Below are 24130 nucleotides of genomic sequence, written 5' to 3'. Positions count from 1 at the left end.
TACCCGCGCGCCGGGGGCGGGCGTAACCCCTGTCAGCGCTGCCCGGTCCGGTCGGCCCGGTCGTCGGCGTCGTCGTCGGACTCGGGGACCCGGCAGGAGCGTTCGAGCCAGAGCGCGGCGGCGACCAGGGCCAGCGCGGCGAGGGTGCCCGCCCCGGCGGCCGGCCGGTCCTCGATGGCCGCGTTGGTCGGCTCGACGAAGAGCCAGCCGGTCAACCCGGCGTAGAAGCCGAAGAAGATCGCCCCGACCAGCGCGGACGCCTTGGCCAGCACCACGAACCGGGCGACCAGCAGCGGGTTGACCGGTTCCCGGCCGGGTCGCCGCTCGATCCGGCCGCGGGTGTTGACCGCCGCGTACGCCTCCAGCACGGCCAGCGCGGCCAGGGTGACCACCGGCAGCCAGGGCAGCCGGGGAATGCCGCTGTAGTAGAAGCTGCTGATCAGCAACCAGGCCACGGCGGCGGCGGCGAGCGCGGCGACCAGCAGCGTCGAGAGCCGGGTGGGGCCCATCCTCGACCCGTCGGGCTCCCGGTCACGGGACGGTCGGGACGGCGTCATACCGGCCGGCTCCACTGGTTCATGTGTCCGACTCTAACGAAAGATCGGGGCGGGGGGTCAGTTCGAGGGCGTCCCCGGCGACCGGTTCGGCGTTGAGCAGGTCGGTGAGCCAGCCGTGCCCGGCCAGCCGCCCGTGCGGGTCGATGTCGATCCACGGGCGGAGCACGAAGGCGCGCTGGTGGGCGCGGGGGTGCGGCAGGGTCAGCCCGGGGTCGTCGCTGAGCACCGGCCGGCCGTCGTCGTCCCACACGGCGACGACGTCCACGTCGAGGGTGCGCGGCCCGTACCGACGCGCCGGGTCGCGGACCCGGCCGGCGGCGGTCTCGGCGGCGTGTGCCCGCGCCAGCCAGTCGTCCGGGGTCGCCGCCGGGTCGGCGACCATGACCGCCGCGTTCAGGTACGCCGGCTGGTCGGCGTCCCCCCACGGGGGCGTCTCGTAGACGCCGGAGACCACCAGCACCGCGTCACCGAGACCGGCGACGGCGGACCGCAGGTGGTCGAGCCGGTCGCCCAGGTTGCTGCCGATCGACAGCACCGCCCGGGTCACCGGGTACGCCGCATCGTGACGGCCACGTCGGTGAAGGTGTGCGGGATCGGGGCCTCGGGCTTGTGGACGGTGACGGTGGCGGCGACGACCAGCGGCCCGGCCAGGCAGACCGCGAGCAGCCGGTCGGCCAGCGTCTCGATCAGGTTGACCGGCTCGCCGGTGACCACCTCGACGAGCCGCTGCGCCAGCTCGCCGTAGTGCACGGTGTCGGTCACCTCGTCGGAGCGGGCGGCCGGGGCGAGGTCGAGTTCGAGTTCGGCGTCGACCACGAACTCCTGGCCCTGGGCGCGCTCGAAGTCGTAGACGCCGTGCCGGCCCCGGGCCCGCAGTCCGGTCAGGACGATCCGGTCGGTCACGTTCCTCCCTCCGTCCGGCCGGTGGGGGCCGGGTCGTTGCCGGTGGTGGCGAGTCGGGGGCGGCCGGTGGCCGACCAGACGGCCAGCGCGTCGGTGGTGCCCCGGACGTCGTGCACGCGGACCCCCCAGGCACCGGCGGCGACGGCGAGCACGCTGGTGGCGATGGTGGCGGCGGCCCGGCCGTCGGTGTCGCGGGGGGTGCCGTCGGGGTGGGCGAGCAGGTGGCCCAGATAGGACTTGCGGCTGGCGCCGAAGAGCAGCGGCAGGCCGAGGGCGAGCAGTTCGGGCAGGCGGGCGCTGAGCTCCCAGTTGTGCGCGGCGGTCTTGGCGAAGCCGAGCCCGGGGTCGATCACCAGCCGGTCGGCGGCCACCCCGGCGGCCAGCGCGTCGTCGACCCGCTTCGCCAGTTCGGCCCGGACATCGGTGACCACGTCGGTGTAGCTGGCCAGCTCGCGCATCCCCCGGGAGTGCCCCCGCCAGTGCATGAGCACCCACGGACAGCCGGCATCGCGGACCACCCGGGCCATGTCGGGGTCGGCCAGCCCGCCGGAGACGTCGTTGACCACGGCGGCCCCGGCGACGACGGCCGCCTCGGCGACCGGGGCGCGGGTGGTGTCGATGCTGACCGGCACCCCGGCGGCGGCGAGTTCACGGATCACCGGCAGCACCCGGGACGCCTCGGTACGGGGGTCGACCCGGTCGGCGCCCGGCCGGGTGGATTCGCCCCCGACGTCGACCAGGTGCGCACCCTCGTCGTGCAGTCGCACACCGTGTGCGACGGCGGCGTCGAGGTCGGCGTACCGGCCACCGTCGGAGAAGGAGTCGGGGGTGACGTTGAGGACGCCCATCACCACCGGGGCCTGCGCCCGTACCAGATCGGTCACGACTAGACGGTACCGGTCGCGCGGGGGCGCTCCGGTGGCCCCCGACCAGCTCCGCCACGACCATCCTGACGTGCCTGTTGGAACAGGTGTACGATCGGTCGTCCGGGTCGAATCGGGTCGACTCTTCGCGGCTTGTCGCAAAGGGGGGCGGCCCGTACGCTGTGGAATTGCCCAGCATCAAGAGATGGCGAAGCCTGGAGGGAGGGCCGAAGCGGGAAAATCCCCCCAAATCTCGCCACTCTGCGTGGTGAGAGACCCGCGCCGCGTCATCGACGCTGTGCACAGTGAGCACATTCCCGCCAGGCTTGCCTACTGCACCACCGCGGCACCGCCGGCCGCGTTATGGGGAGGTTCCAGTGATCGCCTTCGAGCTGATGGAGACGACGTCTTCCGGCGTCGCACAGGTGCTGCACACCCTGGCGACGACGCCACTCGCCGAACCGGCCCCCAAGGGCATCGACACCAACGGTGTCGTCACCTTCTTCGCCAGCAAGATCGCACCCATCCTGCTCGCCGTGCTCGGGGTCATCTTCATCGGCCGGGCCAGCCGGGGCGAGATCTCCAAGGTGCTGACCAGTTCGGCCATCGCGATCGTCGGGCTGGCCTTCATCGCCGGCGCGGCAACACTCTTCTTCATCGGTGACTACCTGATCGATCTGATCTTCGAATAGGCGCGGGCGAGACATGCGGCTGCGCACCGACGACGACATCTACCGGGCCCGCCTGGTCTACCTCGGGCCGCCCGGCTACACCCTTCCGGTCCACCTCCCGTACGCCCAGTACGGGCTGTTCATGCTGCTCGTGCCCCTCTACATGTTCATCCACTGGCTGTTCACGCTGCAGGTCGAGCTCTTTCCCGCCTGGGAGATCGCGCTCGCCATCGTGAGCACCTCGTTCATCTTCCGGTACGTCGACCCGGACCGGCCGGCGCGGATGGTCATCCGCACCGCGCTGACCGACTGGCGACGCACCCGGGAACCGGCCGCCGAACTGCGGGACCCCCGCCTGGTCGGCAGCCGGATCAGGATCCGGGAGGAACTGGCATGACGGGGCGTACCCCTATCGGGCAGTCGGACCACACGGGTGAGGCGGTCGAATGAGTCGCTCTTCCACGCCGGGTTTCCCGGCCGGACGACACAGCGCCCCACACGGTAACCGTGCGCGGTCGTTCGACTACCCCCAGGAGGAGCTGCGGGACGACGAGCCGTACGACCCGTCCCTGCTCACCGACCCGGGACAGGGCGGCGTGGGGGTGTTCCAGGCTCCCCGGCCCGGCCCTGACCGGGGCACCCCGCCGGCCGAGCCGGCAGCCGCCGCCCCGATGCTGGTGGGCGACGGCACCGACATCGACTCCCCCTTCCTCGATCTCTTCGGTGGTGGTCCCCGCCCCGGCGCCACCCCGTCGCCCGGCACCCCCGCGCGCCGGGGACCGGGCCGGGGGCACCGACCCGTGCCGCACCAACCGGCCCCCACCCCGACCCCGCCGCCGGCCATCGAGGCGCAGGCACCTGCGGCGGCCATCGAGGCGGCCCCACCGACCGTGCGTACCCGCGTTCCGCACCAGCAGGGCGACCGGTCGACGGCGAACCCGACCGGCGACCGTCCGGCCGAGGCGCCGCAGCGGGCCCCGCGCCGGGTCCCCACCGACCCGTTCCCCCGGGACACCGGCGAACCGCTCACCGCGCGGGAGGCGGCCGAACGCGCCCGCCGGGAGGCCACCGAACGGGCCCGGGAGGCGTCCGACCGCGCCCGGCGCGAGGCCGCCGAGCGGGCCCGTCGGGAGGCCGCCGAACAGGCGGCGGACGCGGCCCGCCGCGAGGTGGCCGAGGCGGCACATCGCGAGGCGGTGGTACGTGCCGAACGCGAGGCGGCGGAGGCGGCCCGGCGCGAGGCCGCCGAGCAGGCCCGGCGGGACGCGGCCGAGGCGGCCCGGCGCGAGGCGGCGGAGCGGGGTCGACGCGAGGCCGCCGACCAGGCCCGACGGGAGAACGCCGGCCAGTCCCGGCGGGACACGACCCTGACCCCCCGACCCCGACCCACCCCGGCTGCGACCCCGACCCCGGCCTGGCCCGAACCCGTCGGGCCGGCCTGGCCGGAGGACGTCGAGCCGGCCTGGCCGGACCCGGCCGAGCCGATCCGGGCGGAGGCCGTGGTCGCCCCGGCCGGTGCGCCGGCCGCCGGACCGGACCGGCCCGCACCCGTCGACTCCGACCGGCTCGCGCCGGCCGACCCCGGCTCCCGGGAGTTGGCCACGCCCCGCGACCGTGCGGCGAGCCGCCGCACCGCCGCGACCAAGCCGGTCCGGGTACGCCCACCGAAGATCAAGTTCGGGGACCGGGACCCGTCGATCGAGCTGGCCATCACCGAGATCGCCGGACACCTGACGTTCACCCCCAACACGGTCACCGCCTGGTACTGGCTCCCCGAGGTGCGCTGGGCGTTCCGTCCGGACGCCGAACGCGAGGCGCTGCTCTCCGCCATCTCCGAGCAGTACGCCGGCCTGGCCGGCTTCCGGTTGCACCTGCGCCGCACCACCCGGCCGTTCCCCGCCGACGAGTGGGCCCGCACCATCGACGCGCACACCGCGTCGCCGCTGCCCGACGTCCCCGGCACGGCCGGCTGGGCCGACCACCTGGTCGCCGCGCAGCAGCACCTGATGGCGGTCAACCACGCCGAGGGGCAGACCTACCTGGGGGTCACCTTCGCCCGTCGTTCCCTCGGCGACTCCCTCACCGAACGTCTGCTGCGCGCCTTCGGCAGGGGCACCGCCGACGGTGAACGCCGCAAGCTGGGGCGCACCGTCGAGCAGTTCGACGAGGTGCTGGGCAGCTTCGGCATGCGGGGTCGGCGGGTCACCGCTCAGGAGCTGGAATGGCTGCTCTACCGGTCGGTGGCGCTGTGCATGGCCCCGCCCGGTGCGCTCTCCCCGGTGACCAACGGCCGGTGGGAACGCGGTGACCTGCTCGCCCTCACCGAACAGGTCGAGCGCTACCGCACCCCGTACGGCACGACTGTCAAACTGGTCAACCGGATGACCGGCGAGGAACGCCACGTGGCCGTACTCGCGGTAGGCCGGATGGAGCCGTTGGAGATCCCGGAACGGCACGAACCCTGGCTGCACTTCCACGAACGGCTGCCCTGGCCGATGGAGATCTCCACCCGGGTCGACATCCTCGGCTCCGGCGACTCCTTCCGCAACCTCGAACACCGGCTGCGGATGATCCGGTCGCAGCAGCTCGACTATGCCGAGCACGGCATCGACGCCCCGCCCGAGTTGGAACGGCTCGCCAAGCGGGCGCTGGTGATCGGCGACGAGATGACCACCGGTCTGCCGGTGGACTCCGCCCGGGCACACGGCTGGCACCGGATCGCCGTGGGCGGCCGGACCCGCGAGGAGTGCATGGAACGGGCCCGCCGGCTCATCCAGCTCTACTCCCGGGAACTGCGCATCTCGCTGCAACACCCGAAGAACCAGGACTGGCTGGCCCGGGAGTTCATCCCCGGCGAACCGATCGCCAACACCGGGTACGTCCGCCGGATGCCGGTGCCGCTGCTGGCCGCCGCGCTCCCCCAGGCGGCGTCGACCGTCGGTGACCGCCGGGGCGACCTGATCGGGCGTACCGCCGGGACCTGCCGCCGGCCGGTCTTCCTCGACCTGCACTTCCCGATGGAGGTACGCGAGCGCTCCGGGCTCGCCGTCTTCGTCGCCGAACCCGGTGGTGGCAAGTCGACCCTGCTCGGCGCGCTGGGTTACCTGGCCGCCCGGCGGGGCGTGCAGGTCACCCTGCTCGACCCGTCCGGACCGCTGGCCCGGCTGTGCGCCATGCCGGAACTCAAGCCGTACGCCCGGGTGCTCAACCTGACCGGCTCGGAACCGGGGACGCTGGCCCCGTACGCCCTCATCCCCACCCCGCTGCGGACCGAGTTCACCTCCGGGGCGGCGGGCGACCGGGAGTTCGAGATCGCCGTCTCCAACGCCCGGGCCGAGCGACGCATGCTGGTTCAGGACATCTGCATGATGCTGGTGCCGCCGCAGGTGGCCCGGGAGGCGTCCACCGCCACCCTGTTCCGGCACGCGGTACGCCAGGTGCCGGCCGAGGAGACGTCCACCCTGGACGACGTGGTCACCTGCCTGCAGGGGCTCGACGACGACGCCGGCCGGGAACTGGCCCACCTGCTGCTCGACACCGCCGAGATGCCGCTGGCCATGCTCTTCTTCGGTCGTCCGCCGGAAGGGCTGCTCGGCGCCGGGGCGGCGCTCACCGTGATCACCATGGCCGGCCTGCGGCTGCCCGACCTCAAGATCGAACGCGAGTACTGGTCGGCCGAGGAGGCCTTGGCGCTGCCGATGCTGCACACCGCGCACCGCCTCGCCGTCCGCCGCTGCTACGGCGGGTCGATGTCCTCGCGCAAACTCGTCGGCCTGGACGAGGCGCACTTCATGGAGGGCTGGCGCTCCGGCCGGTCCTTCCTGGTCCGCCTCGCCCGCGACTCCCGCAAGTGGAACCTCGCCGCCCTGGTCGCCTCGCAGAACCCGAAGGACATCCTCGGCCTCGACGTCCAGAACCTCGTCTCCACCGTCTTCGTCGGCCGCATCGCCGAGGACACCGAGATCGCCTCCGAGGCGCTCCGGCTGCTCCGGGTGCCGGTCGACGACGGCTACGAGGCCACCCTGGCCTCCCTGTCCGCCGTCGACACCACCTCCGCCACCCGGCTCGGCTTCCGCGAGTTCGTCATGCGGGACGTGGACGGCCGGGTGCAGAAGGTCCGGGTCGACGTGTCGTACGTCGAGGGGCTGCTGGATCACCTCGACACCACCCCCGCCGCGGTCGCCCAGGCCGCCGGGATACTGCCGACCGTCCTGGCTGATCTGGAGGCGTGACAATGGCGAGGGCCCGGGCACGGATCACGGCGCTCCTCCTCGCACTCGGCGTACTCGCCGGTGCCACGATCGCCTGGCCGGTGGTCGGGGCCACACCGGCGTACGCCCGTACCCCGGCCACAGTGCAGACAACCCTGACGGCGCGGGCGGCTGCCGATCTCTGTACCACCAAGGAGTGGCAGGCCGACTTCCGCGCCTGCGTCGGCAAGCTCAAGCAGGTCAGCGAGACGGAGGTGGACTGCCGTAAGCCGCCGGTACCGTCGGCCCCGGACTCCGGCCTGGCCGGGTGGTTCGCCTCCCGCCCCGACTCGTCGAAGCTCCCCGGACCGAAAGGCTTCTACAGCGACTACGGCTACGGCGGTTACAGCTTCAACACGTACGACGTGGAAGGGGGCTGTGCCTCCACCGTCCTGCATCCGGACTACAAGTTCACCACCACCGTCGCCAACGGCGAACTCATGATGGCAACTGCCGTCGTGGGTGCCTCGAACGCGCTCCGGGAACGCGCCTGGGACCCCCGGTCGATGTGGAACTGGGCCGACCCGCTGGTGGAGAAGGCGACCAAGGCCGTCTACCAGAAGGTGTTCAGCGTCTTCGGCATCGTGACGCTCTGCGTGGTCGGCCTCTACCTGCTCTGGCGCTCCCGCCAGTCGGACATGAGCAACGCGATGACCACCGCAGGCTGGGCTCTGCTGGTGATGGTCGCGGTGACCGCTCTGGCCGCCTGGCCGGTGAAGTCCGCCAACATTGCCGACGGCACCCTCATCACCTCACTGGGCGTCATCCACGACGCAATCGGCCCGGCAGCACGCGACACACCGGCGGACCAATGTGACGATCCGAATCCTGATGCGTGCAAGGACAGCCGCCCCCCGGCCGTCCGCGCCAGTGATACCGCCACGGAATCAATGTTGTACCGCAACTGGCTGCGTGGGGTCCTGGGTTCGGCGGACAGCGAGACAGCCAAGAAGTACGGGGCTGCCCTCTACGATGCTAAGTCGCTCTCCTGGGAGGAGGCCGAGAAGCTCCGGGAGAACCCCGCCACCCGCGACGCCACCATCAAGGCCAAGCAGCAGCAGTGGATGACGGTCGCCGAGCAGATCAAGACCGAGGATCCTGAGGCATACGAGTATCTCCAGGGCAGCCGGGACATGGACCGGATCGGTTCCGGGTTCATTGCGGTCCTCGCCGCGTTGCTCTTCGCCATGTTCGACCTCACCGCCTCGCTGCTGGTGCTGCTCGGATTCATGATCTTCCGGTGGGCGGTGATCGCCGCACCGATCCTGGGCACGATCGGCCTGCTCCGCCCGGCCAGCGCCGGGCTGCGACGGCTGGCGAACGCCGTGGTCGCTGCCGTGTTCAACATCGCCATCTTCGGCACCGGAGCGGCGATCTACCTGTTCGCCGTCGACCTGATCATGAGCACTCCGACCCTGCCGGGCTGGCTCCAGGTGGTGCTGGTCTGGCTCTGCGGTGTGGTCGGCTGGCTGCTGCTCCGGCCCTACCGGAGGATCACCCAGCTAGGTGGCAAGGACAGCAGTGAGGCGGTCGGCTCAGCCGGGTCGTGGCACCGCCGGTTCTTCCGGGACATGCGCGTCGCCGCCCGACTCGACGTGGCCGAGCCGGGGGGCACGGCCGAGCCGAAGCTCACCCGGGGGCGCGGGGCCCCGCTGGAATCGGCAACCCTACGCCCTGAGGCCAGGCGGGAGGACCCCAGCCACTCAACGGTCAGCACGCCGGCCCAGCGGGATCGCCCGGATGGGCGCGAACGCGCCGACGAAACCGAGGTGAAGCCACCGGCGAGGGAGAGCAGTCGGCCCACGGCCGCACCCCGCCCCCGACGCCGCCCGGCGAGTTGGACCGAGCCGGACGTCCCGGAGGAGGCCCCGTCCTTCGTGGTCTACCGACCTGACTCCGCGCCGGCACCGACACCCGTGAAGTCAAGCCCTCGTATCCGCTCCGAGGCGAGGTGACGCGATGCGGCGAGCGGTCGAACTCCTCTTCACGCGACTCATCCGGTCGCGGCTCGGCATCGCGCTCGTGATCGCCGTACTGGTGCTAGGGGTGATCGGTACCGCTCGTCTGGTGTCTGGTCCCGACGATCTCACAGCGGGGCTCAGCACCCGCCCACGGGAACCGATCACGACCGTCGATCCGGAGGAGGGTGACGACGGGGTCGTCGCCACCCCGGTCCCGGAGTCACCACGTACCCGGCCCGGGGAGTTGACCCCCGAGCAGACGGCGGCCCGGTTCACCACCGCCTGGCTGGGCGGTTCCACCACCACTGCGGAGCAGTGGCAGGCCGCTCTGCGGCCGATGTCGACGCCGGAACTCACCGAGAAATTGACCGGCGCCGACCCGGCGGGAGTGCCTGCTGTCAAGATCGCCGGCCCTCCGACGCTGCGACCTCGGACGGCGGTCTTCACGGAGGTTCTGGTTCCGTTGGAGGGCGGACAGCTGCGGCTGGAACTGGTTGCCCCCGACGGCCGCTGGTTGGTGGATGCCGTGGACTGGGAGCGGGAATGACTGCCGAACTGTCACAGACCGGAGCCTCACGCCGCCGGGTCCGGGTGGGTGCCGTCGCCGCCGCGCTGACCGGCGCTCTCACGTTGCTCTGCTGCGGTGGCGGCAGTGCCGCGTTCTTCCTGACCAACCTTGGCGGCGACCAGGAAACCCTGGTGTCGGACGAGCAGCAGTGCGATGACGAGCACCGGGTCAACGTCACCGGCAAAATGCCTCGGATGTCCGCGTACGGGGCCAGTCAGATGCGCAATGCCGCGATCATCATCAAGGTCGGTCAGGATATGAAGGTGCCACCGCGGGGCTGGGTGATCGCGGTGGCGACGGCGATGCAGGAGTCGGCGCTGCGCAACCTGTCCAACAGCACCGTCGCCGGCTCCCGTGGCATCCCGAACGAGGGTGTCGGCTCCGACCACGACTCCCTCGGTCTATTCCAGCAGCGGGCCGGCTGGGGCAGCGTCACCCAGCGGATGAGTCCCGACTACGCGGCCCGCAAGTTCTACGAGAAGCTGGTGAAGATCGACGGCTGGGAGCGGATGCCCCTGACCCGGGCCGCTCAGAAGGTGCAGATCAGCGCCTATCCCGACGCGTACGCGAAGCACGAGGACGTCGCCAGTCAGATCGTCAACGCGCTCGCCGGTGGGGCTGCCCGCACGGTCCAGATCGCGGAGCGGGCGGTGTGCGACCGGGCCTCCGCCCGCGCCATCGCCGCCTCCGGCTGGACCGCACCGATCGACGGTGGGGTCGGCTCCGGCTTCCGTACGGCGAGCCGACCGCGACACAACGGCGTGGACATCGGTGCCCGCAAGCGAACCGAGATCCATGCCGCCGCCACCGGTCGGGTGCTGGTGGCCCGCTGCGATCCCGACCATCGTGGAGTTCGCAACTGTGACGTCGACGGCTTCCCGGGCAAGGGAGGGTGCGGCTGGTTCGTCGACATCCTGCACGCCGGTGGCTTCATCACCCGGTACTGCCACATGATCGAAAAGCCCCGGGTGGTCCCCGGGCAGCTCGTCAAGGCCGGAGAGGTGATCGGGCTGGTCGGGAGCAGTGGCAACTCATCCGGCCCGCACCTGCACTTCGAGGTGCACGTCGACAGCAACCGCAGCTTCTCCGGCGGGATCAATCCGGTGCCGTTCATGCGGCAACGTGGTGCACCGCTTAACGGTTCGGCATGAGGCTGTCGCCCCGATGAGCGGACCACTGCCGGACCCGTTCGCCGGTCAGCCCGACTGGGCACCACTTCCACCACGACCGGTCGAGATCGTTCCCGCCACCGGCCGGGTCGAGCTGCGCGGTCGGCGGGTCCTCGTCGGGCTCCCCGGCCTCGGTTGGCGCGGAGACCTGCGCGCCGACGAGCGGGTGGTACAGGGCAGTCGTACCTACGTGCCGGTCATCCCCGAACACGAGTGGTACCGGGCTGAGGCCGACCAGGTGGAGGTCTTCGCCCCGCTCGTCCCCGTGGAGCGGGTCTGGGTGGAGACCCTGGGTGACCGGCCTGCGCATACCGGACCGGTGCGGGAACAGGGGATCCAACTCGTCTCGCTGGACGGGCCGACGCACCGGCCCCCCACCCCGGTCTTCGAGACCGACGCGGTCAGCGGACGACGGGTGGTCCACGTCGAGGACGCCGTCGAACACCGCGATCTACGCGCGGTGACCGAGTCCTACTCCGGTGCCGACGGTGACATCTGTGTCCGGGTCACGCCGGAACTGGAGTGGTACCGCTGGGCCTGGCGCGGACAACCGCCCACCACGATGGAAATCCCCGTCGACCTGCTATGGATCGAATGACTGTCAGACAGCCTTCCGCGCACCGCAAACACGCCAGCCGTCACGAATGTCGACGACCTCGAACGTCCAGTCCTCCCGACGGCTGCTTCGCTGCTGACCGTTGGCCGAACCCGAGATAGTCAAAGTGGTCGTCACGGACTCACCCTTAGGCGTTTCCACTCTGGTCAACGCCCCCCAGCCAACTCTTACCACAACATTGAATTTGCTTTCTCGTTGTCGCAACTCGTCACGGAGAGCCGCAACCGCACCAAGATCCGCATCTTGGCAGACGAGAAGGCTGGCACGGGTGTCGTTCTCGTTGACCAGGAACTCACGCAGATAGTTGTCGACGACGACGTCCGGGGCGCTGCGATCCGGAGTGGCGGCCCGCTCGTACAGCACGTAGCCGGTGATCCCACCGCCGACGCAGAGCAACGCCAGCACCCCGGCGACGACGGTGAGGACGGTCCGGAGCCGACGGGGTGGACGCTGCGGCACCGGCAGCGGCGCAGGGGGGGCCGAGTGCTCCGGTGGGGTCCGCTGCGCCGGTACTCGGGACACCTGGGAACCGGCGGGGGGCTGCACTGATTCCACCCCCTGAGGCTATCGGCTGGACGCTCCGTACCCAATGCCCCGGAGGCTGCGGATCGTGACAGGACGACCCCGGGAGGTGAGAGTTTGCCGCGATGTGCGACAAGCCCGGCGCATCGCCGCCGCGCTTCCCGGAGGAGCGGCCAGGGCTGGGATACGGTCTGCAGTCGGGGAGGCTTCCCGTCGCGAACAGCGGGGTGGAGCACCTCGGAAAGAGGGGTGGACGCGGTGGCCGGTCCGAAGGCTCGCACGAACCGCGCCGCAGCCCTGCACCGCCGGGCCGCCGCGACCGTCGCCGCTGCCGCCACGGTCCTCGACGAGATCCGTCCGGCCCCCGCCGACCAACGCCGCCAGTACGAGCTGGCGGACCGGCTGCGGCACGCCGCCACCCTGCTCGCCCCGGGCTGGGCCGGGGACGCCTTGACGGACCTGTCGGCGGACACGCCGTGTGGTGAGGAGCATCCGCCCTTCGTCCGGATCGGGACGGGTGCCCCGCTGGAGGATGCGCGCTTCCCGGCGCTGGTGCCGCTGCTCGGCTCGGCGCACCTGACCCTCGACGCGGACGTGCGTGACACCCGGGTGGCGGGTCTCGTCCGGGCCGTGTTGCTGCGCATGCTGGCGGCCACTCCGGCGGGTTGCCTACTGGTCCGGGGCATCGACGGCACCGCCACGTCGGGCACCGCAGGCACCGGCACCCGACCTGGCACCGCCGACGACACCACCAGCCCGCTCACCACCGACACCGGCAGGGCTGGCATGGAACAAGCCGGCGTCGGGCGATCCGACACCAGAGCCGGCAGCACAGGGACCGTCCCCCGAAGCGCCGCCGCCGACACGAGCGCCGCACCGCAGCGCAGCGGGACGACAAGCCCCCGGGAGGGGGCCGTCTTCACCCCGTTCACCGCGCTGGCCGACGCCGGGCTGTTCCCCCCTGCGGCGACGGACGTCGCCGGGCTGAGGGCGGTGCTCGCCGAGGCCGAGCAGTGGGTCTCCCCGGGAGCCGGCCGACCCCGCCGGCACGACCGGACGCTGCTGGTGGTTGTCGCCGGGCTGCCCGGGTCGACCGCGCCGAGTGACCTGGACCGGATCGTGGCGCTCGCCGAACGGGGCCGGGGTGCCGGGCTGCACCTGGTGGTCGCCGGCTGGCCGACGACCCGGCCACCGTTGCCACAGGCCACCCCGGTACGGCTACGCACCTCGTACGCGCTGCTGGGTGATCCGCCGGGCAGCCCGTACAGCGGGCCGGGCACCGATGCGCCGGGTGGTCTGAACTGTCCCGTCCTCGTCGACGAGGACCCCGGCGCGGAGCTGATCGACGCCGTCTGTCGTCGGCTGGCCGACCAGATCGAGGCGGGCTCCCGGTTGGGCCTCGCCGAACTGCTGCCGCCCGGGGACGCGTCACTCTGGGCGTCCTCCTCGGTCGACGGCCTGTCCACCACGGTGGGCGACGCCGGCGGCCGGCCGGTCACCGTGGGTTTCACCGAGTTGACCCCGCACTGGTTGGTCAGCGGTCGGTCGGATGCGGACCGGGCGGCCTTCCTGACCAACACGCTGCTCGGCTTGGCCGCCCGTTACGGCCCGGACGAGCTGGCCCTGTACCTGGTGGACCTGGGTGCCGGGGAGTCGTTCGTGGAGTTCCTCCAGACCCGGCGGGACAGGTCGTGGGTGCCTCAGGTCCGCGCGGCGGGGATGGCCGCCGACCCGGAGTACGTTCGGGACCTCTTCGACCAGTTGGCGGCGGAGATCCACCGCCGGGAGGAGGTGGCGGCGCGGATCGGCGGCCATCGTTTCGCCGAGCTGCGTGACCATCAGGTGCTGCCGCGCGTCGTCTGTGTCATCGACAACTTTCCGCTGCTGCTGTCGGACCGGGAACCGGTGGCCGCCGAGGTGCTGGCCCGCCTGGACGGGCTGGCCAGGTCGGGTCGCGGGTACGGCGTGCACCTGGTGCTGGCCGGCGCGGGTGACCTCGGCGTCGGCGCGGGAGCGGCACCCCGGGACTCGGTGCTGGGGCAGTTCCCGGTGCGGGTGGCGCTTGCCGGCGGCAGTGCGGTGCTGATGCCGACCAACGACGCCGCCGCCGGTCTGGCGGTGGGCAGTGCCGTGGTCAACACCGCCGGTGGTCTGGGCGGCCCACGCGGCGCGACGCGCGGGCATGAGCGGCTGGTCCGATTCCCCGACCCGCACGACGCCCCGGAGGTGGTGGAGGAGCTGCGGCACCGGCTGTTCGCGGCACGGCCGGAGGATGCCGTACCGCCTGTGGTGTTCGCGGGTTGGGCCCGGCCGTTGCTGGGCAACGACCCCCGCATGCGCGCCGCCGTCGCCGGTCGGTGCGGGGCACCCGCAGCACTGCTGGGCCGGGCGGTCGACGTGGCCCGGACGACCGTGGCGGTGCCGCTGGGCCCGGTGGCCGGCCGTAACCTGGCTGTCCTCGGGCCTGGTACGGCGGCGGCGACGCTGCTGGCGACGGCCGCGCGCAGCACCGCCGCGCACCATCCGCCTGGCGGCGCGGAGTTCGTGCTCGCGCCGTTGGCCGAGGGGTCCGCGCCGTTGGCCGCCGCGCTCGCCGCCGAGTTGGGTGAGCGCCATCGGGTGTCGACGGTGGACGGACCGGGGTTGCCGACCGAGGTCTCGGGTACCTGTCCGACCTACCTGGTGGTGTTCGGGGTGGACGTACCCTCGACGGAGGAGCTGCCGCCGGACCGGCTGCGTGCGCTGCTGCGGGAGGGCCCGCCGGCGGGTCGGCACCTGCTCGGCTGGTGGCGGACGGTGCCTCCGCTGGCCGGGTTGGTGGGGCCGGACGGCGAGGTCGGGAAGCTGGCCGCGGTCGCGGCGGTCGACGTGCCGGGTGCGCAGCTCGCCCCGCTCTTCGGGCACCCGGTGCACTGGCGTCCCCGGCCGGCCCGGGTGGTCCTCTGGGACACCACCGACGACCGGGGCACGGTCCTGGTGCCGTTCGCCGACGAGGCGGACCCGGCATGATCGGCCACGGCGGGGCCCGCGCGGAGACCGCCCACAACGGGACATGCGCGGAGACCATCCACGACGGGGTCCGCGCGCAGACCGTCCACGACGGGGCCGGCACGAGCGGCCCCGAGGGCGGCCCGCGCGGAGCCGGCAGGGCAGCAGGGCGGCCACGCGGCTCCGGCCGCGACGTGCGGCATGCGGGACCGACCCTCGGGAGGACCGCAGGTGACCGACCGCGAGGAGGACCGGGCGTGACGAGCTGCGAGGAGCCTCGGCCGTGAGCATCGACGACGCCGTGACGGTGGCCCCGGTCCGGCAGCGGGCCGGGGGCGAGCCGACCCCGTCGGTGGCCGCCGCCTGGACCGACTACCTGGCCGCCGCCCGTCAGCTCGACGGGGTACGCCGGGGCGCGGCGACGGCCGCAGCGGCACAGGCCCGGGCGGTGGAGGCGGCGCGCGCCGAGTTGACCGAGGTGCGCGCCCGCCTGACGCCGCAGCAGGCCCGGCTGCGCGAGCTGGGCGTACCGGCGATCTCGCTGACCCCGACGCCACCGGAACTGGCCGAGGCGACCCGGGCGATGGTGGGTGGCCCGGCGGCGGTGCTGGCAGGCTTGCGCAAGGCGCAGGGCTGGGCGGAGGGTGCCGACGCGGCGCTGGCGGCGCGCGGTTCGCTGCGGCCTGCGGGCTGGCCGCCCCGGTTGCGCAACCTGCTGGTGTACGGTCCGCTGGCGCTGGTCGTGCCCCTGGTGCAGCTGCTGCTCCTGATGGCCCTCGGCACCGGACCGGCGGTCGTGGCGGCGCTGCTGGTGGGTCTGCCGATGCCGGCGGCGGCGTTCGCGGCGGGCTGGGTGGGGGTGGGCCGGTTGTTCCCGCCGGGGCCGGACGGCCGGTGGGACCGTACGCCCCGGCTGGGGCTGCTGACCTGCCTGGTCCCGGCGGTGGTGACCACCGCCGGGACAACGCTGGCGCTGCTGGCCGGTTGACCGGCGCAGCCCCCTACGCTCAGCGGCTCAGCGGCTCAGCGGGGAATGATCAGGGACATCGCCTCGGCGCGGGACTTCGCGTCGTGCTGGAGCACGCCCCGCACCGCCGAGGTGATGGTCTTGGCCCCGGACTTCTGGATGCCGCGCATCGCCATGCACATGTGCTCGCAGTCCAGTATCACGATGACGCCACGCGGTTGCAGTTTGCTCATCAGCAGGTCGGCGATCTGCGCGGTGAGCCGTTCCTGCACCTGCGGGCGGCGGGCGAAGACCTCGACCAGCCGGGCCAGCTTGGACAGGCCGGTGATCCGGCCGTCGGGACCGGGGATGTAGCCGATGTGCGCGCTGCCCCGGAACGGCAGCAGGTGGTGCTCGCAGAGGCTCATCACGTCGATGTCCCGGACGAGCACCAACTCTTCGTGGTTGGCCTCGAAGGTGGTGCTGAGCACCTGGGACGGGTCGACCCGCAGGCCGGCGAAGAGTTCGGCGTACGCGCGGGCGACCCGGGCCGGGGTCTGTTGGAGGCCGTCCCGGTCGGGGTCCTCGCCGACCGCGATGAGGATCTCGCGGACCGCCTTCTCGATCCGGCCGAGGTCCATGGTGTCCTCGATCGGGCGACCGTTGAGCTTGCCGCTGATCAGCCGGGCGGCGACGTAGTCCAACGTCTCGTCACCGGGCTCGGTGGACGAGGCGGCCAGCCCCGGGTTGTCGGGGCTGGCCACGGCGTCGGTGTTCAGTGCAGACCGTCCGAGTTGTTCGTGGCCCCGCCGACGGAGATACCGTCGGCCGTGGCCTGCGCCTTGAGCTTCTCCTTCTCGGCCGGGGTGAGCACCGGCGGCTCGGTGGAGGGCAGGCGCTTGCCGAAGCCGTTGTACGGGGCCATCGGCGGGCGCTTGACCACCCGGGAGCAGATCCGGGCCATGTCGGCGGTGGAGAGGGTCTCCTTCTCCATCAGCTCCAGGACCATGTTGTCCAGGACGTCCCGGTATTCCACCAGGATCTCCCAGGCCTCGTCGTGGGCCAGCTCGATCAGGGCCCGCATCTCGCCGTCGATCTCGGCGGCGACCGAGTCGGAGTAGTCCCGCTCGTGGCCCATGTTGCGGCCGAGGAACGGCTCGTCCCCGCTGGTGCCGTACTTGATCGCGCCGAGCTTCGAGCTCATGCCGTACTGCGTGATCATCGCGCGGGCCAACTGGGTGGCCTTCTCGATGTCGTTGCCGGCGCCGGTGGTGGGCTCGTGGAAGACGAGTTCCTCGGCGGCCCGGCCACCCAGGGCGTACGCCAGGGTGTCGATCATCTCGGCCCGGGTCTGGGTGTACTTGTCCTCGGTCGGCAGGACCAGGGTGTGCCCCAGCGAGCGGCCACGGGACAGGATCGTCACCTTGTGCACCGGCGCGGCGTGCGGCAGCGCCCAGGCGACCAGCGCGTGCCCACCCTCGTGGTACGCGGTGATCTTCTTCTCCTGGTCGCTCATCACCCGGGTCCGGCGCTGCGGCCCGGCGATCACCCGGTCGATCGACTCCTCAAGCGAGTCGTTGGTGATCGCCCGCTGTTCCTTGCGGGCGGTGAGCAGCGCCGACTCGTTGATCACGTTGGCCAGGTCGGCACCGGAGAAGCCGGGGGTACGCCGGGCGACGGCGTCGAGGTCGACGTCGGGCGTGAACGGCTTGCCCTTGGCGTGCACCCGAAGGATCGCCTTGCGGCCCTCCATGTCGGGGGCGTCGACGGGGATCTGCCGGTCGAACCGGCCAGGACGCAGCAGCGCCGGGTCGAGGATGTCCGGCCGGTTGGTGGCGGCGATCAGGATGACCCCGCCCTTGGTGTCGAAGCCGTCCATCTCGACGAGCAACTGGTTGAGGGTCTGCTCGCGCTCGTCGTGGCCGCCGCCCATGCCGGCACCACGGTGCCGGCCGACGGCGTCGATCTCGTCGACGAAGACGATCGCCGGGGCGTTCGCCTTGGCCTGCTCGAAGAGGTCCCGGACCCGGCTCGCGCCGACACCGACGAACATCTCGACGAAGTCGGATCCGGAGATCGAGTAGAACGGCACCCCGGCCTCGCCGGCGACGGCGCGGGCCAGCAGCGTCTTACCGGTACCGGGCGGGCCGAAGAGCAGCACACCCTTCGGGATCTTGGCGCCCAGGGCCTGGTACTTCGCCGGGTTCTGGAGGAAGTCCTTGATCTCGTGGAGTTCCTCCACCGCCTCCTCGGCCCCGGCGACGTCCGCGAAGGTCGTCTTCGGGGTGTCCTTGGTGATCATCTTCGCCTTGGACTTGCCGAAGTTGAGCACCCGGGAGCCGCCGCCCTGCATCTGCGACATGAAGAACAGCAGCAGGAGCACGAGCAGCGCGATCGGCAACAGGTTGACCAGCAGGCTCACCCAGATGCTGTCGGACGACACCTTGGCGTCGGCCGGGCCGGTGACCCGGTTGGCCGCCTTGGCCTCCAGCACCTCGTTCCAGACCTGCTCGCCGGCCTGGTAGGGGAACTGGGCCTCGATCCGGTCGGTCGTGGTGTCGCCGAACTTGGTCTTCTCGGCCAGGTTGAGCTGGAGCGTCTGCTCCTTGTCCTGGAAGACGACCTTGTTGATCTTGGCGGTGTGCAGTTGGTCGAGCGCAACGGAAGTGTCCACCCGGTGGTAGCTGGGACCAGCGGTGAACAGCTGACTGAGCACAACGGCGCCGAGGATGACCAGGATGATCCAGACCACCGGTCGGCGGAAGAAACGCGTACGTTCCATGCTGTTGTCGAGCGCCGAGGCGCCCGCATCCTCCTGATCGACGTCCTGACCGTCTGAATGGTGTCGCCGCCGGGGGCGGCGTCGAGCCGCCGTGCGGGCCGGCCTCGACCCCGAGGCGCGCGAACTGCCGCACCGCGGTCATTCGACGGTACACCGTGCACGCGACACGGGAGCTTGCGAGTCCCGCAGTTACGCGTACGGCGAACCGGGGTTTCAGCCGGCGTGCCGGGGAACGTGCGCACCGGCTCCGTCGACCGCCCGGTCACGCGGTCGGGGTGCCGGACGCGGAAATGTCCCACGCCACCGGCACCCACGGTAGTCGGACTGCCTGGGAGCCCGCTGAACGTCCGCTCGACGACGACCGGTCCGGGCGGAACTCAGGCGCGGGCGTAGACCTCGGGCTTGAGCACCCCGACGTAGGGCAGCTCGCGGTAGCGCTCGCCGAAGTCGAGGCCGTAACCCACGACGAACTCGGTGGGGATGTCGAAGCCGACGTACTTGACCGGCACCGGGACCTTCACCGCGTCGGGCTTGCGGAACAGGGCCACCACCTCGACGCTGGCGGCCGACCGGGACTCCAGGTACCGCAGCAGCCAGGACAGGGTCAGGCCGGAGTCGACGATGTCCTCGACGACCACCACGTGCCGGCCGGCGATGTCCCGGTCGAGGTCCTTGAGGATGCGCACCACGCCGGAGGAGGTGGTGCCCTGGCCGTACGAGGAGATGGCCATGAAGTCCAGCTCGACGGGCGGACCCTGCCGACCCAGCGCGCGGGCGAAGTCGGCCATGAACATCACCGCGCCCTTGAGGACGCAGACGAGCAGCAGCCCGTCGGTGACCCCGGCGTAGTCCGCCGAGACCTGCTTGGCCAGCTCCGCCGTCTTCTCGCGGATCTGCGCCTCGGAGATGATCACGTGATCGATGTCGGCGTCGTACCAGGAGCCGTCAGCCATGGTCCTAGCCTGCCGTACGCCGGAGGGCCCGCGTCGGCGGGGCCGCCCCTTTCGGCGCGGTCCCGCCCCGAATTTTCCGGCACACCGGAACCAATCACCTCAGCAGGTACGGGATCGCCAGCGGCGGCCCTCCTCGGTGGGCTTCCAGTCGGCCGAGTCGCGGGTGTCGGCGGTCAGGCCGAACGCCGAGGCGGCGGTCAGCGCGGCGAGGAAGAGCAGGAACAGCAGGAACTGCATGGCGGCGCTCGCTTTCTCGCGATCTGCGTGGTTTTCGCCGCCGGTGCGCACCGGACTCATCCCAGTTTCCGCCCCGGCTCCGGGCCGGGACAGTGGCAGTCATGCCAGGTAACCTCGATTTCCTGCCAGGTTTCCGGTTACCCTCGTCACATGATTCGATCGGTGGCCGTCATCGCGTTGGACCAGGTGGCCGTCTTCGAGCTGGGCGTGCTCACCGAGGTCTTCGGCACCGACCGCACCGACGACGACTTCCCCGGCTACCGGTTCACCGTGTGCACCGCCGACGGCGACCCGGTCCGTACCGCCTCCGGGTTCGGCCTCACCCCGCACGCCGACCTCGCCCCGGTCGACGACGCCGACCTGGTCGCCGTGCCCGCGTACACCCAGGGGGGTGAGGTGCCCGAGGCGGTGCTGGCCGCGCTGCGCCGCGCCGCCGACCGGGGGGCGTACGTGTTCAGCGTCTGCTCGGCCGCGTTCGTGCTCGGCGCGGCCGGCCTGCTCGACGGCCGGGAGTGCACCACCCACTGGAAGTACGCCGACGAGCTGCAACGCCGGCACCCCTCGGCCCGGGTCCGGTGCAACAGCCTATACGTGGCCGACGGGCCGGTGCTGACCAGCGCCGGCACCGCCGCCGGCATCGACGCCTGCCTGCACCTGGTACGCCAGGAACACGGCTCGGTCACCGCCACCCGGCTGGCCCGGCGGATGGTGGTGCCCCCGCACCGCGACGGCGGCCAGTCCCAGTACGTGGAGGCGCCGATCCCGGCCACCCCCGACGCGCCCACCCTCGAACCGGTGCTGAGCTGGCTGGTGGGGCACCTGGACCGGCCCACCACCGTGGACGAGCTGGCCGCCCGTGCCGGCATGTCACCGCGGACCTTCGCCCGCCGGTTCCGGGCCGAGACCGGCACCACCCCGCACGACTGGCTGACCAACCAGCGGGTGCTGCTGGCCCGCCGACTGCTGGAGGAGACCCGGCTGAGCGTGGAGAGCGTCGCCGGCCGCTCGGGTTTCCCCGACGCCGCCGCCCTGCGCCACCACTTCGCCCGGCGGGTCGGCACCACCCCGCAGGGTTACCGCACCACCTTCCGCGACCGGGTCCCTACCGCCTGAGCCCGCCACCGCTGCGACACCGACCGCCCCGCCGGCCGGAAGCGCCAGGGGGTCAGTAGCCCAGCGCCGCGCCGTCGACCCGGGGCTCCGCGCCGGCCACCCAGCCGCCGGCCGGGGCCCGCCACAGCGCCTGGCCGTACCCGAAGACGGAAGGCTCGTCGGCGACGGTGACCTCGTGGCCCCGGGCGCGCAACCCCGCGACCAGGCCGGGCTCGGCCGCCAGGGCCGGCTCGACCAGCAGGGTCCGGCCGGCGTGCCAGTACCAGCGGGGGGCGTCGAGGGCGGCCTGCGGATCACGGCCGTCGTCGACGGTCGCCGCGACCAGCTGGACGTGCCCCTGCGGCTGCATGTGCCCGCCCATCACCCCGAACGGACCGACCGGTGCGCCGTCGCGGGTCAGGAAACCCGGGATGATCGTGTGGAAGGGCCGCTTGGCCGGCCCCACCAGGTTGGGGTGACCCGGGTCGAGGCGGAAACCGGTGCCCCGGTTCTGCAGGGCGAAACCGTGGCCGGGCAGCACCACCCGGGAACCGAACCCCAGGTAGGTGGACTGGATCAGGCTGACCATCAGCCCGTCGGCGTCGGCCGTGCAGAGGTAGACGGTGCCGCCCCGCTCGGGTGTGCCGGCCACCGGGTCGCCGGCCCGGTCGGTGAGCAGCGCCCGCCGCGCCGCCAGGTAGCCCGGGTCGAGCAGGCCGGCGGTCGGCACGTTCACGCGTTCCGGGTCGGCCACGTGGGCGTGCGCGTCGGCGAAGCCGAGCTTGACCGCCTCCACCTGCCGGTGCACCCGCTCCACCGGGTCGGCGACCGGGTCGAGGCCGTCGAGGACACCCAGCGCCGACAGCGCCGCCAACCCCTGCCCCGGCGGCGGCAGCTCCCACACCTCGTGCCCCCGGTAGCGCACGTGGACCGGGTCGACCCAGGCCGAGGTGTGCGCGGCCAGGTCGGCGGCGGTGAGGAAGCCACCGGTACGGGCGGCGTGCCGGTCCAGCGCCGCCGCGATCGTGCCCCGGTAGAAGTCCTCCGCGCCGGTGGCGGCGATCAGCCGCAGCGTCCGGGCCGCCGCCGGGTTGCGCCAGCGTTCGCCGGGTCGGGGTGCCCGACCGGCCACCGTGAAGACCCGGTCGAACTCGGTGAACTCGGCACCCGTCGGCACCGGCTGCGCCAGCGCCCGCGCCCAGGTGGCGGCGGTGCCGGTGGAGACCGGATGGCCGTGTTCGGTGTACCCGACCGCGTCGGTGAAGAGGTCGGCGAAGGACAGTACACCGAACCGGTCGTGCAGGTCCCGCCAGCCGGCCGGCGCACCGGGCACCGTCACCGGCAGCCAGCCCCGGGCGGGCATCGCCGGCCCGGACGCCTGCGCGCCACCGAGCGCCGCCACCGGTTCCGCCGCCACCCCGCCGGTGGCGGCCAGCACCACCTCCCGGGTCAGCCCGGCCGGTGACCGCCCGGCGGCGGCGAGACCGTGCAGCCGGTCGCCGTCCCAGACGATGGCGAACAGGTCACCGCCGATGTCGTTGGACGGCGGCTGCACCACGGTCAACGTGATCGCGGTGGCCAGCGCGGCGTCGACGGCGTTGCCGCCGCGCCGCAGCACGGCCAGGCCCGCCGCCGCCGCGAGCGGATGGCTTGTCGAGACGGCACCGTGCGGGGCGAACAGGGCACTGCGGGGGTACGCCATCAGCCCTGTCTACCGCACCTCCCGGCACCTCGGAGATCCGGAGCATCATGATCGAACTGCGAAAATGGAGACGACACGCCGAGCCGGATGCGCAAAACGGCAATCTGACCGCTCCTCACCGCCGGCAACCCGGGCGGCGGCGCACCGAGACGGCCGACGGTCCACGGCTCGGACGCGTTCAGCTGACGGACCCACGGCCGGGTGTGCTCAGTCGACGGGCACCAGCCGGCCGTCCCGGCGGCCGACACGTACCCCGCCCGGCAGCGCCGTCGCACCCTGCCCCCGCCAGGCGGTGACCAGCGCGTCCAGCGCGTCCACGTGCCGGTGCGAGAGCGCACCCGGCGGGGCCCCCAACTCCCGCGCCCAGGTGTGCAGCACCCGGCTCCGGACCGCACCCGGCAACCCGGCCAGCGCCACGACGGACAGGCCCCCACCGTCACGCACGGGCCGGTCGACGGCCACCCCGTCGGGCCGGGACTGCGGGGGGCCGAGGGCGGCGGCGGCCAGGTCGTCCAGCGCGGCGGTGTCGGCGGCGAGCATCCGGGCGGTACGCGCCAGGTTGTCCACCACCCCGCCGCCGAGCGCGGCGACCAGCGCCGGCAGCGCGTCGGCGCGGACCCGGGCCCGGGCGTACGACGGGTCGGTGTTGTGCGGGTCCTGCCAGGGGGCCAGGCCCAGCGCCGCGCACGCGTCGCGGGTCTGCGCCCGGCTGACGTCGAGCAGTGGGCGCAGCAGCGGTACCCCCTGCAGCTCCCGTCGGGCGGGCATCCCGGCCAGCCCGCGCGGGCCGGCCCCCCGGGCGAGCGCCAGCAGCACCGTCTCGGCCTGGTCGTCGCGGGTGTGCCCGAGCAGGACGGCGACCGCGCCGTGCCGCCGGGCCGCCGCCGTCAACGCCTGGTAGCGGGCCTGCCGGGCGGCCGCCTCGGGGCCACCGGGACGGCCGGCCACCGTCACCGGCACCGCCTCGACCGGATCGAAGCCGACCCGCCCCGCCCACTCCGCGACGGCGGTGGCCCGCTCGGCCGACCCGTCCTGCAGCCCGTGGTCGACGGTCACCAGACCGGCCGGGCGGCCGAGCCGGGACGCCACGAAGGCGGTGGCGGCGGCGAGAGCCAGCGAGTCCGCCCCACCCGAGCAGGCCACCAGCACCGGCCCGGCGGGAGGCAGCCCGGCCAGCACCCGACGGACCGCGACCCGTACGGCGGCGACCGCCGGATCGGGGGACGGCCCGCGAGCGGCGCCGGCACCATGCCGCCCGACGACGGCCGGCTTCCCGCTGCGGGGCCCGGTCAGCAGATCGGCGACGTGGGACCCGGTCGGTTCCTTCATCACGGGCCCGTCCGCCGGGTG

General features: G+C 72.8%; 21 protein-coding genes. 10 read left to right on the top strand and 11 right to left on the bottom strand.

What is annotated here, in order from left to right:
• Positions 1-32: 32 nt before the first annotated feature.
• From ACN260_RS00870 to folP, 4 genes are read right to left on the bottom strand one after another with little or no spacing between them, the layout of a single operon-like run.
• A complete protein-coding gene (locus ACN260_RS00870; protein WP_422754313.1) occupies positions 33-557 on the bottom strand; it encodes a DUF3180 domain-containing protein in 525 nt (174 codons plus the stop codon).
• A gap of 19 nt (positions 558-576) precedes the next feature.
• Positions 577-1104 carry a 2-amino-4-hydroxy-6-hydroxymethyldihydropteridine diphosphokinase gene (gene folK / locus ACN260_RS00865; protein WP_422754312.1) on the bottom strand — a complete coding sequence of 176 codons (528 nt, stop codon included), beginning with the start codon at positions 1102-1104 and terminating at the stop codon, positions 577-579.
• Positions 1101-1460, bottom strand: a complete 360-nt coding sequence (gene folB, locus ACN260_RS00860) for a dihydroneopterin aldolase (protein WP_422754311.1) — start codon at positions 1458-1460, stop codon at positions 1101-1103. The genes folK and folB overlap by 4 nt, the downstream gene beginning before the upstream one ends.
• Positions 1457-2344 carry a dihydropteroate synthase gene (gene folP / locus ACN260_RS00855; protein ID WP_422754310.1) on the bottom strand — a complete coding sequence of 296 codons (888 nt, stop codon included), beginning with the start codon at positions 2342-2344 and terminating at the stop codon, positions 1457-1459. The genes folB and folP overlap by 4 nt, the downstream gene beginning before the upstream one ends.
• A gap of 356 nt (positions 2345-2700) precedes the next feature.
• On the opposite strand from folP, the gene ACN260_RS00850 reads away from it, so the two are divergent.
• From ACN260_RS00850 to ACN260_RS00820, 7 genes are read left to right on the top strand one after another with little or no spacing between them, the layout of a single operon-like run.
• Entirely contained in the window at positions 2701-3015 is a 315-nt protein-coding gene (locus ACN260_RS00850) for a hypothetical protein (protein WP_088643869.1), read from the top strand.
• Positions 3016-3028: 13 nt separating this feature from the next.
• A complete protein-coding gene (locus tag ACN260_RS00845; RefSeq protein ID WP_067302246.1) occupies positions 3029-3391 on the top strand; it encodes a hypothetical protein in 363 nt (120 codons plus the stop codon).
• Between the two features lie 49 nt (positions 3392-3440).
• Positions 3441-7226, top strand: a complete 3786-nt coding sequence (locus ACN260_RS00840; protein ID WP_422754309.1) for an ATP-binding protein — start codon at positions 3441-3443, stop codon at positions 7224-7226.
• 2 nt (positions 7227-7228) lie between these two features.
• Positions 7229-9199, top strand: a complete 1971-nt coding sequence (locus ACN260_RS00835) for an MFS transporter (protein WP_422754308.1) — start codon at positions 7229-7231, stop codon at positions 9197-9199.
• Between the two features lie 4 nt (positions 9200-9203).
• Positions 9204-9752, top strand: coding sequence for a hypothetical protein (locus ACN260_RS00830; RefSeq protein ID WP_422754307.1), 549 nt, complete (start codon positions 9204-9206; stop codon positions 9750-9752).
• Positions 9749-10924 (top strand): M23 family metallopeptidase, encoded by a 1176-nt coding sequence (locus ACN260_RS00825; RefSeq protein WP_422754306.1) that lies wholly within the window; start codon positions 9749-9751, stop codon positions 10922-10924. Before ACN260_RS00830 ends, ACN260_RS00825 begins: the two co-directional genes overlap by 4 nt.
• A gap of 13 nt (positions 10925-10937) precedes the next feature.
• Positions 10938-11540, top strand: a complete 603-nt coding sequence (locus ACN260_RS00820; RefSeq protein WP_422754305.1) for a hypothetical protein — start codon at positions 10938-10940, stop codon at positions 11538-11540.
• Between the two features lie 3 nt (positions 11541-11543).
• Here ACN260_RS00820 and ACN260_RS00815 read toward each other — a convergent pair whose 3' ends face one another.
• A complete protein-coding gene (locus tag ACN260_RS00815; RefSeq protein WP_422756580.1) occupies positions 11544-12104 on the bottom strand; it encodes a hypothetical protein in 561 nt (186 codons plus the stop codon).
• A gap of 225 nt (positions 12105-12329) precedes the next feature.
• On the opposite strand from ACN260_RS00815, the gene ACN260_RS00810 reads away from it, so the two are divergent.
• Positions 12330-15089 carry an FtsK/SpoIIIE domain-containing protein gene (locus ACN260_RS00810; RefSeq protein WP_422754304.1) on the top strand — a complete coding sequence of 920 codons (2760 nt, stop codon included), beginning with the start codon at positions 12330-12332 and terminating at the stop codon, positions 15087-15089.
• A 262-nt stretch (positions 15090-15351) separates the two neighbouring features.
• Complete coding sequence (locus ACN260_RS00805) at positions 15352-16056, top strand: hypothetical protein (protein WP_422754303.1); 705 nt, start codon at positions 15352-15354, stop codon at positions 16054-16056.
• Positions 16057-16091: 35 nt separating this feature from the next.
• On the opposite strand, the gene folE is transcribed toward ACN260_RS00805, so the two are convergent.
• From folE to ACN260_RS00785, 4 genes are all read right to left on the bottom strand, one after another.
• A complete protein-coding gene (folE, locus tag ACN260_RS00800) occupies positions 16092-16754 on the bottom strand; it encodes a GTP cyclohydrolase I FolE (protein WP_422756579.1) in 663 nt (220 codons plus the stop codon).
• A gap of 35 nt (positions 16755-16789) precedes the next feature.
• The gene (ftsH, locus tag ACN260_RS00795) at positions 16790-18796 is read right to left on the bottom strand and encodes an ATP-dependent zinc metalloprotease FtsH (RefSeq protein WP_145922108.1); all 2007 of its coding nucleotides are present in this window, start codon (positions 18794-18796) and stop codon (positions 16790-16792) included.
• 377 nt (positions 18797-19173) lie between these two features.
• Positions 19174-19749, bottom strand: coding sequence for a hypoxanthine phosphoribosyltransferase (hpt, locus tag ACN260_RS00790; RefSeq protein ID WP_145922109.1), 576 nt, complete (start codon positions 19747-19749; stop codon positions 19174-19176).
• Between the two features lie 99 nt (positions 19750-19848).
• Complete coding sequence (locus ACN260_RS00785; protein ID WP_169733054.1) at positions 19849-19986, bottom strand: hypothetical protein; 138 nt, start codon at positions 19984-19986, stop codon at positions 19849-19851.
• 150 nt (positions 19987-20136) lie between these two features.
• Here ACN260_RS00785 and ACN260_RS00780 point away from each other — a divergent pair, with 150 nt between their 5' ends.
• A complete protein-coding gene (locus ACN260_RS00780) occupies positions 20137-21099 on the top strand; it encodes a GlxA family transcriptional regulator (RefSeq protein WP_204927076.1) in 963 nt (320 codons plus the stop codon).
• 52 nt (positions 21100-21151) lie between these two features.
• Here ACN260_RS00780 and ACN260_RS00775 read toward each other — a convergent pair whose 3' ends face one another.
• Complete coding sequence (locus ACN260_RS00775) at positions 21152-22780, bottom strand: gamma-glutamyltransferase family protein (RefSeq protein ID WP_422754302.1); 1629 nt, start codon at positions 22778-22780, stop codon at positions 21152-21154.
• Positions 22781-22987: 207 nt separating this feature from the next.
• Positions 22988-24109 (bottom strand): tRNA lysidine(34) synthetase TilS, encoded by a 1122-nt coding sequence (gene tilS, locus ACN260_RS00770; RefSeq protein ID WP_422754301.1) that lies wholly within the window; start codon positions 24107-24109, stop codon positions 22988-22990.
• Positions 24110-24130: the final 21 nt, after the last annotated feature.

Source organism: Micromonospora sp. WMMD708 (assembly GCF_049315245.1).
GTDB lineage: Bacteria > Actinomycetota > Actinomycetes > Mycobacteriales > Micromonosporaceae > Micromonospora > Micromonospora wenchangensis.
This window is presented reverse-complemented; position numbering and strand designations above follow the sequence as displayed.

Bases quoted from the DNA above. Each gene is read 5' to 3' on its own strand.
- ACN260_RS00780 (WP_204927076.1), top strand. From the start codon at position 20,137: ATGATTCGATCGGTGGCCGTCATCGCGTTGGACCAGGTGGCCGTCTTC.
- ftsH (WP_145922108.1), bottom strand. From the start codon at position 18,796: ATGGAACGTACGCGTTTCTTCCGCCGACCGGTGGTCTGGATCATCCTG.
- hpt (WP_145922109.1), bottom strand. From the start codon at position 19,749: ATGGCTGACGGCTCCTGGTACGACGCCGACATCGATCACGTGATCATC.
- tilS (WP_422754301.1), bottom strand. From the start codon at position 24,109: ATGAAGGAACCGACCGGGTCCCACGTCGCCGATCTGCTGACCGGGCCC.
- ACN260_RS00845 (WP_067302246.1), top strand. From the start codon at position 3,029: ATGCGGCTGCGCACCGACGACGACATCTACCGGGCCCGCCTGGTCTAC.
- ACN260_RS00820 (WP_422754305.1), top strand. From the start codon at position 10,938: ATGAGCGGACCACTGCCGGACCCGTTCGCCGGTCAGCCCGACTGGGCA.
- ACN260_RS00870 (WP_422754313.1), bottom strand. From the start codon at position 557: ATGACGCCGTCCCGACCGTCCCGTGACCGGGAGCCCGACGGGTCGAGG.
- ACN260_RS00825 (WP_422754306.1), top strand. From the start codon at position 9,749: ATGACTGCCGAACTGTCACAGACCGGAGCCTCACGCCGCCGGGTCCGG.
- ACN260_RS00840 (WP_422754309.1), top strand. From the start codon at position 3,441: ATGAGTCGCTCTTCCACGCCGGGTTTCCCGGCCGGACGACACAGCGCC.
- ACN260_RS00830 (WP_422754307.1), top strand. From the start codon at position 9,204: ATGCGGCGAGCGGTCGAACTCCTCTTCACGCGACTCATCCGGTCGCGG.
- ACN260_RS00775 (WP_422754302.1), bottom strand. From the start codon at position 22,780: ATGGCGTACCCCCGCAGTGCCCTGTTCGCCCCGCACGGTGCCGTCTCG.
- ACN260_RS00835 (WP_422754308.1), top strand. From the start codon at position 7,229: ATGGCGAGGGCCCGGGCACGGATCACGGCGCTCCTCCTCGCACTCGGC.
- ACN260_RS00785 (WP_169733054.1), bottom strand. From the start codon at position 19,986: ATGCAGTTCCTGCTGTTCCTGCTCTTCCTCGCCGCGCTGACCGCCGCC.